This is a genomic window from Flavobacterium sp. LB2P53 (genome assembly GCF_003970305.1).
Taxonomy (GTDB): domain Bacteria; phylum Bacteroidota; class Bacteroidia; order Flavobacteriales; family Flavobacteriaceae; genus Flavobacterium.
In genome coordinates this window covers 259,144-275,757 of the sequence record NZ_RYDG01000004.1, presented here as the reverse complement: position 1 = coordinate 275,757, position 16,614 = coordinate 259,144, and the positions used below count along the sequence as shown (strand labels likewise).

Sequence of the window (16,614 nt, the reverse complement as noted above, 5' to 3'; positions counted from 1 at the left end):
AAATTATTTTTTTAAACTGTCATTTTTTGTTTCGCTTTTAGGAGTCTGAGTGGCTGTGTTTTTTTGTTCGACAACTTTATCAGGTTTAACAGTGTTTTTTATTAAACCTTCAGATTTTGGACTTGTGTTTTCCTTTTCATTTTGAACATTTATTTTTATGTTTGGCTCTTTAATGATGCCGTCTTTTTGTTCTTTAGCAGATGAATTATTTTCTGTAGGTGTATTACTTACATCTTTTTCCGTTTTTGCCTCCGTTACAATGTCAGGTTCATTTGCTTCATAAGGTGTTGTTATTGTATTTTCTTCCTTTAAGTTATATACATTGTTATTTTTAATCAAATAAAAGAGCAAAGCTGTGTTTAAAACGAGCAGTAATAATGCACTAATTAATAAAATTTGTGTTAGTTTTAATTTGTTTTTTAAAAAATTGGTCTCTCTAAAAAGATCTTGAATCATTCTGTTTAGCTGTTGCATTTGAATAGGGTCTATTTCGTTAATGTAATTTTGATTTCCAATAAAAGGGACAAATTCTTTTTCTTCTTCTTTTGGGAAGGAGAAATCTTTTGGAGGAAATATTTCAATTGTATTAGTAGGCAAAAAAGGAGAAACAATAACTATAGAAATATCGTCTTCTTCTAATTCTTTGTTGTCCCAATGATTTAAACAAAATTGGTTTAATTCTTCAAAATTGTTTATTTTAATTAGTAGATTTATAACCTCAGGTTTTCTAAATATTAACCTGCTAATAGCGTCTGTTGCTAATATAATTATATCGTCTTTTTCAACTTTTATTTCAATAAAATTAAAAAACTCATCGTCAATTTTGTCTTCAATTAACTTTGTTGAATTTATAAAATGATCATTGTGATCTAATTCACCAAGGCTTTTAAAAGGAAAAGGAATTATTTTGTCTTTTCTAATGATGAATAAGCAGGTATCCCCACAGTTCAATACTTTGATTGAATCTTCATTATGATATTGTAATCCAATAAATGTAGCCGTCCCGCCCTTTTTTTGTTTGTCTTTTTCTAAGGCTGCTTTTGCAAAATTTGTACTGTATTCGAAATCATTATTTTGAAAATTAAATGCTAACTTTTTAAATTGATCTTTTAGGATTTTTATATCAAAGGTTGGGTGATTTATAAAACTATCCACAATCATTTTAGCCCACAATTCAGATTTAAAACTTTGTGTTGTTCCATCTGAAAGGGCAATGCATTTATTTACTTTTGAAAAGTTACACTTATCTTGAATATATTTATATTCATAAGAAGCTCTTTTATGCAGTTGTAGAATTTTAATATTCATTATTGAGGTGTGCCAATATTTAAGAAATTGATTAAATCAACAGCATTCCCATTATAAATATAACCTTTAGCATTGTTAGGAATATTATACCCTTTTTGCAAAGCAATTCTAACCATATTTTCATTTAAATGGGTTGACATATCGAATAATAATTTTGAAAACTTATTATTTAAATGAGAAACTTCATTTGGAAATAAAACACGGTCTGCATTTTTTCCTGAAATATGAATATTCAAGATATTGACTAGACCATAATTTGTTCTCAATTGTTTTAATTGATTGACTTCATTTATTAAATCTTGATAATTATTACCTGCGTCAGTGGCTTCACCATCGGTAATGTTGATAATTATTGGTGGATGACATTCTCTATGATTCCCCCAATTAATCCAGTCTTGTGTTAATCTTTTGGCGTTATCAAAAGCTTGTTTCATAGGGGTTGATCCACTTGCTATAGGAGTAATCCAAATTGGCTTATCATCCTCATTACCTAATGGATGTTCAAAAATATTTTTGATTGATACTACCCATTTGTTCGACAAGTTGCCTTCCCATCCCGATCCTACTTTGCTATCTTTACCATAACCAATAATCCCAATTTCGAATCTGTTTTTTACTTCATCACCTGAATAGCATCGTAAACCTACTTCATATAATAATTCGTTTATTGCATTTGCAACTTCTTTGGATTTATCGTGTGAAGCATTCCCAAATTTATCACTCATAGAACCACTTTGGTCAATTAGGAATATTATTAGACAAGGATTGGTGCTGCTTATTGTAAAATTTGTTAAATCTGTCATATTTCATTATTTTATTTATACATTTCTCCGCTTTTGTATTCTCCTGAAGAATTAGAGTCATTGCTTGGATTATAATTTGGATTGTATGAATTTCCTTGCCCATTAGAATTATTATGACCACCATCATAATGCCCAGCATTATAACCTCCAGAAGAAGTATTGGAAGGTTGAGATTGTGTATTTGTTGGAGAATTGTAGTTGTTATTTTGTTGTACTCCTTTAGGGTTTGCCCCGTATTGATTTTGCCCAGGTTCACCATCTTGAAATATGAGCCAAAAAACATAAAATGGGATTAATTGCCACCAACCACTATTTCCAACATCGTGGCATCTCTTTGCAGCTTGTGCCCATAAAAACCACAAGGTAGGAATATATGCTAAACCTACTGCCGCTGCATCTGAATTACTTGAAATAATTAGATTAATTATCACTGCAATTACTAAATAAATAATAAATGAAAATCCAAATTCGGATCTTCTGATTCTACCTTCAAATGAAAATGGATTTTCAAACATAATTTTTTTGTTTTAATTTATAAATAGGAATTTTAATTTACTGTAAATAAAAGGGGAAAAAAATTTGTTATTTTACGGTTTTCCGTAAAAGCATTAATTTTTTTTATAAAACTAACTTTTTATTTGTAATCTTTTAAAAACGCAAGAATATTTATTAAATATCTTTATCAAGAAAATCAATAATTCAAATTAAAATCATATCCTGACTCACTTTTTGTTCTACTACTTTGGCATAAATTTGAGTTGTGCTTATCTTGGTGTGTCCTAACATTTTACTTACTGTTTCAATGGGTACACCATTTAGTAAAGTGATGGTTGTGGCAAAAGTGTGACGTGCTAAATGAAACGTAATATTTTTTTTGATGCTGCACAAGTCGGCAACTTCTTTTAAATAGCCATTTAGTTTTTGATTTGAAAGATGTGGGAGTAGCGTTCCATAAGCAATCACTTTAGGATGGTCTTGGTATTTTTGAATTATCTCCCAAGCTTTGGGTAGTATGGGAACTCGAACGGGATTTTTAGTTTTTTCACGTTTGGTTGTAATCCAGTATTGCCCATCAATTCCGATGTTAACTTTATCAACATTCAATTTCATAACATCTATGTAAGCCAATCCAGTATAGCAACTAAAAACAAACAAATCTTTTGTAATATCCAATCGTTCAATACTGAATTTTTTATTTTCGATTGCGTATAATTCACTTTCTGTTAAACATTCACGTTCTACTTTGTCGAACCTCAAAGCATATTTACTGAAAGGATCCTTTATCATCAGCTCCATTTTTATAGCCAATGTGAGCATTTTTCTCAATCGCTCCAGGTGTTTCATCACGCCATTGTTTTGCATCGGCTTTTGATGATCAACAGGTTTATGGTTTCGGAGAAACATTTCGAAATCAATAACAAACTGGTAATTGATTTCGGATAAGTAAATATCTGATGTGCCTTTCTTGGTTTTTAAGAATTCTAAAATGTATTTTTCGGTAGTGGAGTAATTTTTTAATGTGCCTACAGCCAAAACGGTTTTCATCGTTTCATTGTGGTAGGTTACGAGTTTTGTCAAAGTGAATTGTTTGTCGTCCTCTCCTAAAAACAAACTTTTTATTCCTTTGGCTGTAATGAGCTGCTTTTTCAATTGAATTTCTTGATAGCACTCTACCAATCGAGCTCGGACTTGTTCCAAATAAGTATTTAATACAGTCATTTCTTTGCGGCTTCCTCTTGCCAGTCCTTTGGCAGCATTCCATTCTATTGGCTGAATGCACCGTTTTAGTGACATTTCTACTCTTTGGCTGTCCACAGTTATTCGGACATAGATCGGAACTTTACCATCTTTAGTTTTATTAACCCGAATAATAAACTGTACTCCGAAGGTGTTTTTTGAAATCATAACTCATTTAATTTAAGTTGTTTTAAAGCGATTTAATCACTCTAGAAGTGAACAGCACGAAACAGTTCACCCAAATGATTCCAAAACAGTGCAAATGAGTACAAAAATGAGAGAGGTCTATTCTTTGTAATCCTTTTATTTAAAGGCGTTTGCATCGTTCTGGTGACCTAAAAGTAGATTTTAATTTGGTTCACCGTTTAGGTCTCATTTTATTTGAAATAACTTAAATTAGTTTAAATTACAAAAAATAAAAAAGGCTGTAAATCATACGATTTACAGCCTTTTGATATGGATTGACAACAAAGTTGTCGGGGTGGCAGGATTCGAACCTGCGGCCTCCTGCTCCCAAAGCAGGCGCGATAACCGAGCTACGCTACACCCCGTAAGCGGGTGCAAAGATAGCATTATTTTTTGCTTTAGCAAAACTATTACTGAAATTAAGAACTAAAATTATTTGACTGGAAAATCAATGTAAAAATCTAAATAAAAATATTTTTTCAAAGCAGAATGAATCCACAACTTCCCCTAGCCCACATTGCAACTCAAGTCCCGAACAATCGGGATTGTAGTGCACAGCTGAAATAGCTCCCATAAAATGAAATTCGTTTTCAAAACAGGAATGGTCAAATAGCGACTAATCAAGCATTAACAAATGTTAACAAAATAGATTTTTAGAAACCATAAATAATTGTATTTTTACGGTTCAAAATTTAGAAAAATAAATGGGCAAAATCATCGCGATTGCTAATCAAAAAGGAGGGGTTGGCAAAACTACTACGTCAGTTAATCTTGCTGCTTCATTGGGTGTTTTAGAAAAAAAAGTATTACTTATTGATGCTGATCCTCAGGCTAATGCGTCCTCCGGATTGGGTATTGACGTGGAATCCGTAGAAATAGGTACGTATCAAATTTTAGAACACAGTCACACACCAAAAGAGGCCATCATAAAATGTTCTGCTATAAACGTGGATGTGATTCCATCGCATATTGATCTTGTTGCTATTGAAATTGAATTAGTCGATAAGGAGAATAGAGAATATATGCTTAAACTAGCATTAGAAAGTATCAAAGACGATTACGACTATATCATCATAGATTGTGCGCCATCATTGGGATTACTTACCTTAAATGCGTTGACGGCCGCTGACTCCGTAATTATTCCTATTCAGTGTGAATATTTTGCATTAGAAGGACTAGGGAAATTACTGAATACCATAAAAAGTATCCAAAAAATTCACAATCCGGATTTAGATATCGAAGGATTATTACTGACCATGTTTGACTCCCGTTTGCGTTTGTCAAACCAAGTGGTTGAAGAGGTTCAGAAACATTTTAACGACATGGTTTTTGACACTATTATTCAAAGAAATGTCAAATTGAGTGAAGCGCCTAGTTTTGGCGAAAGCATTATAAACTACGATGCAACAAGCAAAGGAGCTACCAATTACCTGCATCTAGCTCAAGAAGTTATAAAGAAAAACAGCAAATAGTTTTATGGCAAAAGCACTAAAAAAACAAGCCCTGGGAAGAGGATTATCTGCGTTATTGAAAGATCCGGAAAACGATATAAAATCCGTAAATGATAAAAATGCCGATAAAGTTGTAGGAAACATTATTGAGCTTGAAATTGAAGCTATTGAAATAAATCCGTTCCAGCCCAGAAGCAATTTCAATGAGGAATCATTGCGGGAATTAGCAACTTCTATCAAGGAATTAGGTGTTATTCAACCAATCACTGTTAGAAAACTAGATTTCAATAAATACCAATTGATTTCAGGAGAACGCCGTCTTCGTGCCTCTACCCTTGTGGGATTAACTACTGTTCCTGCGTACATTCGGATTGCAAATGACAACGAATCGCTGGTGATGGCCTTAGTCGAAAATATTCAGCGCCACGATTTAGATCCTATTGAGATTGCCTTATCCTACCAACGTTTGATCGATGAGATTCAGCTGACTCAGGAACAAATGAGTGAGCGAGTAGGGAAAAAACGCTCTACTATTGCTAATTATTTGAGGCTTTTGAAACTGGATCCGATAATCCAAACTGGAATTCGAGATGGTTTTATCAGTATGGGTCACGGTCGTGCGATAATCAATATTGAAGACCAGGATATTCAAACTGATATTTATCAAAAAATTGTCAGTCAAAATCTATCGGTTCGTGATACGGAAGCTTTGGTAAAAAACTATCAGGAAAGTTTGAAACCTAAAGTCGCCGGAAAACCAAAAACTGCCTCCTTTGAAATTGCAGATACTCAAAAGAGCGCTTTTACAAATTATTTTGGAACTAAAGTCGATGTGAAAGTAGCCGGAAATGGTAAAGGAAAAATCACAATTCCATTTCACTCTGAAGAAGACTTCAAAAGAATCATTAAACTAATAAACGAATAGTGCATAAAATCATTTTCATAAGTCTGCTCCTTTTCACTTTAGGAAATCACACTGTTTTTTCCCAAACGGGAACAGAGGCGGTTTTGGTGGCAAAAGACACTTTGAAATCAAATGACATTGATCCGTTGACCCCAGCAAAAGCTGCTTTTTTCTCTGCAATTTTACCCGGATTAGGCCAGGCTTACAATAAAAAATACTGGAAAATACCGCTGGTTTATGGCGCCATAGGAACCAGTCTGTACTTTTACATCGACAGTAATAAAAAGTACCACCAATACAGAGACGCCTATAAAAGTCGCCTAGAAGGCTACACCACTGACGATTTAGCATTCTTAGACAACAATCGATTAATTGCTGGCCAAAAATTTTACCAGCGAAATCGTGATTTGTCCGCTTTGATAACAATTGCCTTTTACGCCCTGAATATTCTTGATGCGAATGTAGATGCAGCTTTATTACAATTTAATGTTGATGAAAACTTATCCGTAAGACCCGTTCTTTATCCAGATAATGTAACATTTAAGACGAATGTAGGACTAACATTTAATTATCAGTTTTAGACACAAAACCGGAAAGCTTAAATACAAAAAAAAGAACCGCTGCTTATGTTATTAGTTACTAAAATAGGAAAGAAATATTTTTTTATCCTCACTACCGTTTTACTGCTGCTCACCTTAGTGAATTATTCAGAAATTAAAGCGTTTGATTCGATCCGAATGAATGATTTCTTTTCTGGTTTTATCGCCGGTCTTTTAATAGGATTACTACTAATAGGAATTGTACACTATTCAAAAAAAAATAAAAAATGAAAATTGCGCTTTTAGGATACGGAAAAATGGGTCAGGTAATTGAACGGATTGCACTGGAAAGAGGGCATGAAATCGTTTTGAAAAAAGAGAAAAAGAACACTTTTGATGGACTTTCAGCAGCTGATGTGGCTATTGATTTCAGTGTTCCAACTGCTGCAGTGAGCAATATTTCCAGTTGTTTCCAGGCCAATGTGCCCGTTATTTCAGGAACCACAGGATGGCTGGAACAGTATGAGGAGATGGTGGCACTTTGTAATCAAAAAAAAGGCGCTTTTATTTCCAGTTCTAACTTTAGTTTAGGAGTAAATATTTTCTTTGAACTCAATGAATATCTGGCTAAAATCATGTCGAAATTTGACACGTACAAAGTAGCGATTGAAGAAATTCATCATACCCAAAAACTGGATGCACCTAGCGGAACTGCTATTTCATTGGCCAACGGAATACTTGCAAATAGTTCTTACACCAACTGGACCTTAGAAAAACCGGAAGCAAATCACTTGAGCCCAAACGAACTGGAAAAACAAATTCCTATAAAAGCCAAAAGAATTGGTACAATACCTGGAACGCATACCGTTAATTACAATTCTGCTGTGGATGCAATCGAAATGAAGCACACCGCGCACAATCGTGAAGGATTTGCGCTTGGGGCAGTCATTGCCGCTGAATGGATTGTAGGAAAGCAAGGCGTTTTCACAATGAAAGATGTATTAGAATTAAAATAAAATTATTCACCTGTTTGAGTACATTTCTAGCGAAACAATCTTAAATCTCAAACTTAAAACAAAAAACTATGTCAGTATATCAATGGTTTATATTTTTTCTGCTAGTCCAGATTGTTCACTTTCTAGGAACTTGGAAACTATATGAGAGCGCCGGCAGAAAACGTTGGGAAGCCGCTATTCCCGTTTACAATGCAATTGTTTTAATGAAAATAATAGGACGTCCCACTTGGTGGACTGTATTGCTATTTATTCCAATCATCAATCTCATTGTATTTCCGGTAATCTGGGTAGAAACGCTACGCAGTTTTGGAAAACGATCCGGATTAGACACTTTTCTGGGAATAATTACTTTTGGATTATATATATACTACATTAATTATACCCAAAAATTAAATTATAATGCTGACAGAAGCCTTAGTCCTGAAAACAAAACGGCAGACACTATTAGCTCCTTGCTTTTTGCTGTAATTGTAGCCACAGTTGTTCATACCTATTTCATTCAACCGTATACCATCCCTACCTCCTCCTTAGAAAAATCCTTATTAGTCGGTGATTTTCTATTTGTAAGTAAAATGAATTATGGTGCAAGAGTTCCCATGACCACAGTAGCATTCCCAATGGTACACGACTCTATTCCTTTGACAAAAAGTAAATCATACCTCATCTGGCCACAATTGCCGTACATGAGACTGCCCGGCATTCAGAATATTGATCGTACGGATATTGTTGTGTTCAACTGGCCAGTAGATACCGTTTATAGATTTTTTGATACTTCAAAAAGACGTGCCTACAAGCCCGTTGACAAGAAATCGAATTATGTAAAAAGATGTCTGGGAATCCCTGGAGACAGCTTGTCCATAAAGGATGGCATGATTTATATTGATGGCAAACTCTTGCAAATGCCCGAAAGAGCTAAACCACAGTTCTCTTATAAAGTAGCTCTGGACGGAAAAACACCTATCGATTTTGAATCAATATTTAAGGATTTAGATGTGACGGATCCTGCTGGATTTATAGATCAAACAAAAAGAGACACCCTTTTTCTGAGTGCCTTGACTGAAGCAGGTGCAGAACGATTAAAAAACACACCAGGTATCACGACTGTAATCAGACAGATAGCAAAGGATGCGGACAACACAATCTTCCCGCATATCAATAAATGGAATCGTGATAATTTTGGCCCAATTTACATTCCGGAAAAAGGAAAAACGGTTGCGTTAACCACTGAAACGCTGCCTTTCTATAAAGCAATCATTACTGATTATGAAATGAATGAGGATGGTAAAAAAAATGATCTAAAGGTTACAGGAAACGAAATCAGATTGAACGGTGCCGTTGTAAAAACATACACCTTCAAACAAAATTATTACTGGATGATGGGAGACAACCGTCATAACTCTGAAGACAGTCGTTATTGGGGATTTGTACCCGAAAATCACATTGTAGGGAAACCTATATTTATATGGCTCAGTATCGATCCTAACGGCAAAGGATTAGAAAAAGTACGCTGGGACAGGGTTTTCACAACGGTTAGCGGTGAAGGGCAACCGCAGTCGTATTTTAAATTATTTCTGTTAGGACTCGTTATTTTCTTCGTAGGAGAATATTTTTGGAAAAAAAGAAAAGAGGCGAAAAATTAGTCCAAAGTTCAAACGTCCAAAGTCATCAAGTTAGCATCTAATCTAACTTTATGACTTTGGACATTATAACTTTAAAAACTTTAGACAAATATGAATATTCTCATACACCCAACTTACTTCCCCTCGATTAGCAATTTTGCTGCCATGGTACAATCGGAGAGCATCACCTTTGAGGTTGCCGATAATTTTCAGAAACAAACCAATCGCAACCGCGCTTATATTTATAGTCCCAATGGGATTCAGCTGTTGAATATTCCCGTGAAGCATTCAAAAGAAAGTCATCAAAAAACTAAAGACATCAAAATCGAAACCGACTTTGACTGGCAAAAACAGCATTTCAAATCATTGGAAGCCGCCTACAGAAGTTCTCCTTTTTTTGAATATTTTGAAGATGACATTCGTCCCATTTTTGAAAAAAAACAACTATTTTTATTGGATTTAAATTTTGAAATTGTAGCCCTTCTATCCAAATGTTTCCGAATAAAACTGGATTATACTACAACCACGGAATACTTTCATGAGGTTGATACCGAGACAATTACCGACTTAAGAGCTTTGGTCAACGGAAAAAAAGACGTTTCGATATTTGAAAACTACACACAGGTTTTTGATGATAAACATGGTTTTATCAACAATTTGAGTGTTCTGGATTTGCTGTTTAATGAAGGAAAATACGCGATGGATTATTTAAAAAAACAAGAATTGATTATCAAATAAAGCATTTTTCTACTTGCTACTCATAAGACAATCGTGCCATAATAGGAAAATGATCCGAGTTAATAAATCGAGGAAAGTTTTCAAATTTCTTTACTGACATTTTCTCATCGGCAAAAATATAGTCAATTCTGGCCGGGTAATACCTGAATTTATACGTCTCTCCAAAACCGGTTCCGGCTTCTTCAAAACTGTCTTTCATGTTGCCCTTTATGTTACGGTACACGTAAGAAAACGCACTATTATTCATATCTCCGCAAATAATTGTAGGGTAAATACATTTCATTTTGTGTTCCTTAAAAATCTCTGCTTGCTGTTGCTGTTGTTTGAACGCTTTGCTGATTCTGATAAAAAGCATTTGCGATTTTTGTTGATTAATGACCTCAATATTTTCATCAATTTCATCTACATCGGGAGAAATTTTGATAGATTGTAAATGCATGTTATAGACTCTGATAATGTCCTTTCCTTTTTTTATATCAGCAAAAATCACATTATTACTGGAGTTAGGAAACGTTATTTTCCCTTGATTAAGGATTGGAAATTTTGAAAATATTGCTTGTCCTGTTTTAATTTTATCACCATTCATAAAAATATAACGATGTGGATATACCTTTAAATCAATATTACCCGAAGATGAAAATTCCTGAATACACACTATATCTGGATTCTTATCATTTATAAAGTTTAAAATATCTGAGGGCACATCATCTCTATCGATCCACTTAAAAACATTTAGCAAGCGCACATTGTAGCTCATTATAGTAAAATCTTTTTCTTCTTTAATTACTTCCGGTGCTGAAAACTTATAGAATTTATTTATAAAAGTAATGCCAATCAATAATACTAAACCCGATACAATCAACTGTTTTTTGAATTGTATGGCCCAATACATAAAAAACAAGCCGTTTAATATAAAAAAAAGAGGCATAAAAAGTGTCAAAACTGACAAAAAAGGAAACGATTTAGGGGCTAGAAAAGGCAAAACATAGGCAGTAAAAGTCACAAGGGTAAGGACTATGTTCAAAAAAAACATTCCTTTATTAAACCATGAAAGATTTTTCATTTTTTTCTATATTTTATATTTAAACAAAAATGTTAACCACTTTAAAAAGCTTATTTACCTACTTTAAACAAGAACTCTTTCTCTTCTTTAGTCAAACTATCGTAACCGGACTGGCTGATTTTATCTAAAATCTCATCAATCTGTTGCTGTGCTTTATCTTTTTCAATTATTTTTGAAGCCGTTTTTTCAACAGGTTTACGGTAATTTTTGTGTACTTTTTTGAACGGTGTAGTAGGTTTTTTACGAAACAAATTTGTAAAAAAATCTAAACTACGAGATACAATTGTACTTAAATCCGTTCCATTTTGAAGCAATTTAATAAAAATAAAACCAAAAAGAGCTCCGGAAAGGTGAGAAATATGTCCACCCATATTTTCGGAACGCAGCTGCATCAAATCAATAATAATAATTACAGCGGTTATATGCCATAATTTGACATTTCCAATAATCAAAAGCTGTACGCTCATCAACGGATAATAAGTTGTAACAGCTACTAAAATACCCATGATAGCAGCTGAAGCCCCTACCATTGGTGCATTGATATTTAAAACATAAAACACCAGAATATAACAAATCCCCGCAAAAATGGCACTCAGAAGATACAAGCCCAACAACTGTTTGGAGGTAAAAAACGTCATAAACAATCTGCCTGAAAAATTCAAAACAATCATATTAAAAACAATATGCATGATGCCGCTGTGAAAAAAAGCATACGAAAGCAACGACCATGGTTTCCAGAGCAAATCCAACGGATTAGACGACAAACTCACATATTGAACATGATCAATATGGACACTCAACACGGATAAAAGTGCAAAAAACAACCACGGAAGCACAAACAAAGCGACATTCCAAAAGAGTAGCTGAGTCACTATTCCTCCCATTTTGTATTGTAATTTCAGGTCGTCGATAATATTCATAAGTTAATTGGGATTTAAGAGCTGCTGTTTAGGTTATATACTACTTTAAAAGCTGTTAGACTTTTAATTCCAACGGTTCTTATTGAACTGATTTTTCTTCCAGTACCACGTAATAATAAAACCAAATAAGGCGCCACCAACGTGGGCAAAATGGGCAATTCCGCCACCACCAAAAATTGATTTTCCTGAAATACCCAGGTACAAATCGATTAACACTAAACCCGGAACAAAATACTTTGCTTTTATGGGTACAGGAATAAACATCAAAGACAACTCAGCATTAGGAAACATAAAGGCAAAGGCTACTATCGTTCCGTAAATAGCGCCAGAGGCTCCCACTGCAGTACCTACATAGGCACTTGTGAAATTCTGAAAATCAGAAACCGCTAAGATCTCCTGCCATCTGGTATCAATCTTACCTTCGTTCAAAATTTGCAAAATTTCTTGTTTAGAAAAACCATTAGCCATTAGCGTATTCAATCCGTCTTGAAAATAGTAATAATTGACTCCGGTATGCAACAACGCTGCACCTAATCCGCAGGAAATATAGAAAAACAAGAATTTCTTACTTCCCCACATTTGCTCTAAAGCAGATCCAAATGAATATAACGCAAACATATTGAAAAAAATATGCATAAAACCGCCATGCATAAACATGTGCGTCACCGGTTGCCACAATTGAAAACTTGGGTTTTCCGGAAAATACAATGCTAATATTTTATAGGCGGGCTCTTTTATAATCAGTGTCCCTACAAAAAACAATACATTGATAATAATTAATTGTTTAACGGTTTCAGTAACGTTTCTCATAATGCAAATTTTTTATCTAAATCTTCCACACGCATGGTGATGAAAGTGGGTTTATAGAATGGGGAAACATTTGGGTCTTTACAGGCAAAAAGTCCGTTGACCAAATTTTCCTGTTCTTTTTCTGTCAGGTGTGTTCCTGTTTTCACGGCTAAACTTTTGGCCATCGATTTGGCAATCGTATCGTTCTGGCTGAAACTGCTTTCTGGAATTCCGTCCTGCAAATCACTTAATAATTGTTCTAAAACCAGTGAAACTTCACTCTCCGTTACATTTACCGGTATTCCTGAAATAACAATATGATCGGTGTTATTTTCTTCAAAAACAAATCCGGTATTCATTAATGATAATTGTAATTCCCCGATAAGCTCCATTTCGCTTGACGAATAAAATAGGTTCAAAGGAAATAATAACTGCTGACTTGAGGCTTGATTAACCGTCATATTGACCAAAAACTGCTCATACAAAACACGTTGGTGCGCCCGCTGCTGATCGACAATTACCATTCCGGATTTGATGGAGGAAACAATATATTTTTTATGTATTTGATACGTTTTATGAACAGAATGCTCCACTTCTTCGTCATTAAATAAAGACGAGGTAACTTCTTCATTTTCGAAAGTCAAATGCCCTATTTCATCCGTATCCTGTTTTAAGCCTACGTATAAACTTTCCCAATTAGCGGTTGGTTCTGGTTTTCTATAACTGGAAAATTGCTTACTGGGTTTTTCTTCGGAAAACGGATTGAAGTTGCCATCTACCTGAATCGTCGGTGTAGCACCTTCTAAATCTTTGTAATGATACGGCGTATCTAAATTAGAATCGCGATCAAAATCTAACACTGGAGCCACATTAAACTGGCCCAAACTATGCTTTATCGAAGATCGTAAAATAGCATATAAAGCATGTTCGTCATCAAACTTAATTTCCGTTTTAGTGGGATGAATATTGATATCAATAGTGTTGGGTGGCACTGACAAATATAAAAAATAACTGGGCTGCGCACCGTCTTTCAAGATTCCGTCATAGGCAGCCATAACCGCATGATGCAAATAACCGCTTTTTATAAAACGGTCATTGACAAAGAAAAATTGTTCTCCACGATTTTTTTTGGCAAATTCTGGTTTGCTTACAAATCCTTGAATTGTTACAATTTCAGTTTCTTCCTGAACCGGAACTAATTTTTCATTGGTTTTACCTGAAAAAATATTCACAATTCGTTGTCGTAAAGTTGATGGAGGCAAGTTGAACATTTCACTGCCGTTGTGATAAAATGTAAAATGTATTTTTGGATGAGCCAAAGCCACACGCTGAAACTCATCCACTACATGGCGGTATTCTACGGTGTCCGACTTTAAGAAATTCCGTCGTGCTGGAATATTAAAAAACAAGTTTTTCACGGCAAATGAAGTTCCTTTAGGCAAAACAGCTACCTCTTGAGATACGAATTTACTGCCTTCAACAATAATATGGGTTCCAAGTTCTTCCTGATCTTGTTTGGTTTTCATTTCCACATGGGCAATTGCCGCAATAGATGCTAATGCTTCGCCACGAAACCCTTTGGTATGCAGTGAAAATAAATCTTCGGCATGACGGATTTTGGAGGTAGCATGGCGCTCAAAACACAAACGCGCATCAGTAACACTCATCCCTAAACCATTGTCAATGACTTGAACCAATGCTTTTCCGGCATCTTTAATAATTAGTTTGATATCCGTTGCTCTGGCATCTACCGCGTTTTCGAGCAATTCTTTGACTACCGAAGCGGGTCTTTGAACGACTTCGCCAGCAGCAATTTGATTGGCAACATGATCCGGAAGTAATTGAATTATACTCGACATTAAAAAAATTAGGTTTAAAGTTTATCCCTTTGACTGTACTTCGACTTCGCTCAGTATAGACTTCTCCGGGCGACAATAGTTTATTATAAAACCAAGAAGCACAAATTTAATGAATTTCTACGGGGAATGGTAGCGTATTTAATCATAAATAAAACAAAAAACCTATACTATATATGCAATAGTATAGGTTAAAGAATTATAAATTTTTATTCTTATTCTTTTAATTCCAATGGCAAATTTTCAATTTGCAAAGCACCGGGAGACAATAACTGTTGGTTATCAAACTGATGATTCAAAGAAGCCTGCTGGCGGATATACGCCATTTTTATAGCAGCAATAGCTGCTTCAGTCCCTTTATTTCCATGAATTCCTCCGCTTCTATCAATTGATTGTTGCATGGTATTATCTGTCAAAACACAAAAGATAACCGGAACATCCGTTTGAACATTCAAATCTTTTATTCCCTGCGTAACGCCTTCACACACAAAATCAAAATGTTTGGTTTGTCCTTGGATGACGCACCCTATAACAATAACAGCATCCACATTTTGAGTTTGCAACATTTTTTTGGCTCCATAGACAAGTTCAAAACTCCCTGGAACATTCCACCGTATGATTTGTCCGGAAGGAACTTCATTTTCTAATAATGTCTTGAATGCCCCATCAAAAAGCCCTTCGGTGATGGTGTCATTCCATTCTGCAACTACAATTCCGAAACGAAATTTTTTCGCATCTGGAACCATATTTTTGTCATACTCGGATAAATTTTTATTTTCGGTAGCCATCTTATTTAGTTTTCAGTCGCAGTCGCAGTATGCAGTTTCTGGAAACTAAAAACTGTGACTATTAACTTTTATATTATTGTGCCAATCCTATTAAAACGTCAACTGAAGCAGCTTCTGGAGCGCCCTCATAATTTTCTTTGATGTCAGTAAAATATTTCAATGCCTCTTCTTTATTTCCTAGAGCCAAAGCTGTTTTTCCGGCCTTCAATAAGAAACGTGGTGTTGTAAAATCATTTTTATTAGATCCTGCCGCTTTCACATAATTCTCTAACGCTTCTTTTGGTTGATTTTTTTGAGAATAAGCATCTCCAATTGCTCCTTTTGCCAACGCACTTAAAACAATATCATCCGATTTAAATTTACCTAAATAATCAATCGCTTCAGTATATTTTCCGGTATTCAAATAGGCAATTCCAGCATAATAATTAGCTAAATTTCCAGCATCAGTTCCAGAATATTCATCTGCAATTTTCAGGAATCCAAATTTACCTTCTGAACCATTCAAAGACAGCTTATATAAGGAGTCACTTGCCACTCCATCAGTTGCTTTTTGAAAATTTTGTTGTGCCACGAACATTTCATTAGCGGCTTCCTCTTGTTGTGGCGCAGCAATAAATCTTTGGTAGGCTAAATATCCAATAGTAAATAGGGTAGCAGCGGCAACTAATCCAATAATAATTTTTTGGTTTTTAGCTACCCAATCCTCCGTTATTGTAGCGGTTTGATCTAATTTAGAAAATACTTCTGCTGTTGTACTGTCCTTATCATCAATTACTACTGCTTCAACGCCGTCTTTTGTTTCTTTTTCTTTTGGTGCTTTATATCCTCTTTTATTGTAAGTAGCCATTTAAATTTAATTTAGTGAGTCGCAAAAATAAAATTTTTATTCAAACCCAC

The 16,614-nt window shown here is 34.7% G+C and carries 16 protein-coding genes and 1 tRNA gene; 6 read left to right on the top strand and 11 right to left on the bottom strand.

Annotated elements, in window-relative coordinates:
- Nucleotides 1-3: 3 nt before the first annotated feature.
- From EKL95_RS07450 to EKL95_RS07430, 5 genes are all read right to left on the bottom strand, one after another.
- The gene (locus EKL95_RS07450; protein WP_126563869.1) at nucleotides 4-1,308 is read right to left on the bottom strand and encodes a protein phosphatase 2C domain-containing protein; all 1,305 of its coding nucleotides are present in this window, start codon (nucleotides 1,306-1,308) and stop codon (nucleotides 4-6) included.
- The gene (locus EKL95_RS07445) at nucleotides 1,308-2,111 is read right to left on the bottom strand and encodes a vWA domain-containing protein (RefSeq protein WP_126563868.1); all 804 of its coding nucleotides are present in this window, start codon (nucleotides 2,109-2,111) and stop codon (nucleotides 1,308-1,310) included. Before EKL95_RS07445 ends, EKL95_RS07450 begins: the two co-directional genes overlap by 1 nt.
- Before the next feature lie 11 nt (nucleotides 2,112-2,122).
- On the bottom strand, nucleotides 2,123-2,626 hold the full coding sequence (locus tag EKL95_RS07440) for a DUF805 domain-containing protein (protein WP_126563867.1): 504 nt from the start codon (nucleotides 2,624-2,626) through the stop codon (nucleotides 2,123-2,125).
- Between the two features lie 184 nt (nucleotides 2,627-2,810).
- A complete protein-coding gene (locus tag EKL95_RS07435) occupies nucleotides 2,811-4,016 on the bottom strand; it encodes a site-specific integrase (RefSeq protein ID WP_126563866.1) in 1,206 nt (401 codons plus the stop codon).
- A 308-nt stretch (nucleotides 4,017-4,324) separates the two neighbouring features.
- Nucleotides 4,325-4,399: transfer RNA gene (locus tag EKL95_RS07430), tRNA-Pro, on the bottom strand.
- A gap of 339 nt (nucleotides 4,400-4,738) precedes the next feature.
- Here EKL95_RS07430 and EKL95_RS07425 point away from each other — a divergent pair.
- The 6 genes from EKL95_RS07425 (at nucleotide 4,739) to EKL95_RS07400 (ending at nucleotide 10,301) form a co-directional block, all read left to right on the top strand.
- Nucleotides 4,739-5,506: a ParA family protein gene (locus tag EKL95_RS07425; protein ID WP_126453649.1), complete on the top strand. Its 768-nt coding sequence runs from the start codon at nucleotides 4,739-4,741 to the stop codon at nucleotides 5,504-5,506.
- Between the two features lie 4 nt (nucleotides 5,507-5,510).
- Entirely contained in the window at nucleotides 5,511-6,410 is a 900-nt protein-coding gene (locus tag EKL95_RS07420; protein WP_126563865.1) for a ParB/RepB/Spo0J family partition protein, read from the top strand.
- Complete coding sequence (locus tag EKL95_RS07415; RefSeq protein ID WP_126461437.1) at nucleotides 6,410-6,970, top strand: DUF5683 domain-containing protein; 561 nt, start codon at nucleotides 6,410-6,412, stop codon at nucleotides 6,968-6,970. The genes EKL95_RS07420 and EKL95_RS07415 overlap by 1 nt, the downstream gene beginning before the upstream one ends.
- Before the next feature lie 245 nt (nucleotides 6,971-7,215).
- Nucleotides 7,216-7,944 carry a 4-hydroxy-tetrahydrodipicolinate reductase gene (gene dapB / locus EKL95_RS07410; RefSeq protein WP_126563864.1) on the top strand — a complete coding sequence of 243 codons (729 nt, stop codon included), beginning with the start codon at nucleotides 7,216-7,218 and terminating at the stop codon, nucleotides 7,942-7,944.
- Between the two features lie 68 nt (nucleotides 7,945-8,012).
- Complete coding sequence (lepB, locus tag EKL95_RS07405) at nucleotides 8,013-9,584, top strand: signal peptidase I (RefSeq protein WP_126563863.1); 1,572 nt, start codon at nucleotides 8,013-8,015, stop codon at nucleotides 9,582-9,584.
- Between the two features lie 90 nt (nucleotides 9,585-9,674).
- Complete coding sequence (locus EKL95_RS07400; protein ID WP_126563862.1) at nucleotides 9,675-10,301, top strand: WbqC family protein; 627 nt, start codon at nucleotides 9,675-9,677, stop codon at nucleotides 10,299-10,301.
- A 16-nt stretch (nucleotides 10,302-10,317) separates the two neighbouring features.
- Here the strand turns inward: EKL95_RS07400 and EKL95_RS07395 are convergent, their stop codons facing one another.
- The 6 genes from EKL95_RS07395 to EKL95_RS07370 form a co-directional block, all read right to left on the bottom strand.
- Complete coding sequence (locus EKL95_RS07395) at nucleotides 10,318-11,364, bottom strand: endonuclease/exonuclease/phosphatase family protein (RefSeq protein WP_126461469.1); 1,047 nt, start codon at nucleotides 11,362-11,364, stop codon at nucleotides 10,318-10,320.
- Between the two features lie 50 nt (nucleotides 11,365-11,414).
- Entirely contained in the window at nucleotides 11,415-12,284 is an 870-nt protein-coding gene (locus EKL95_RS07390; protein ID WP_126555041.1) for a rhomboid family protein, read from the bottom strand.
- Nucleotides 12,285-12,347: 63 nt separating this feature from the next.
- Complete coding sequence (locus EKL95_RS07385; protein ID WP_126453633.1) at nucleotides 12,348-13,094, bottom strand: rhomboid family intramembrane serine protease; 747 nt, start codon at nucleotides 13,092-13,094, stop codon at nucleotides 12,348-12,350.
- Entirely contained in the window at nucleotides 13,091-14,932 is a 1,842-nt protein-coding gene (gene mutL, locus EKL95_RS07380; RefSeq protein ID WP_126461478.1) for a DNA mismatch repair endonuclease MutL, read from the bottom strand. The genes EKL95_RS07385 and mutL overlap by 4 nt, the downstream gene beginning before the upstream one ends.
- A 212-nt stretch (nucleotides 14,933-15,144) precedes the next feature.
- On the bottom strand, nucleotides 15,145-15,717 hold the full coding sequence (ribH, locus tag EKL95_RS07375) for a 6,7-dimethyl-8-ribityllumazine synthase (protein WP_126563861.1): 573 nt from the start codon (nucleotides 15,715-15,717) through the stop codon (nucleotides 15,145-15,147).
- Between the two features lie 73 nt (nucleotides 15,718-15,790).
- Nucleotides 15,791-16,564 carry a tetratricopeptide repeat protein gene (locus tag EKL95_RS07370; RefSeq protein ID WP_126555043.1) on the bottom strand — a complete coding sequence of 258 codons (774 nt, stop codon included), beginning with the start codon at nucleotides 16,562-16,564 and terminating at the stop codon, nucleotides 15,791-15,793.
- Nucleotides 16,565-16,614 lie beyond the last annotated feature (50 nt).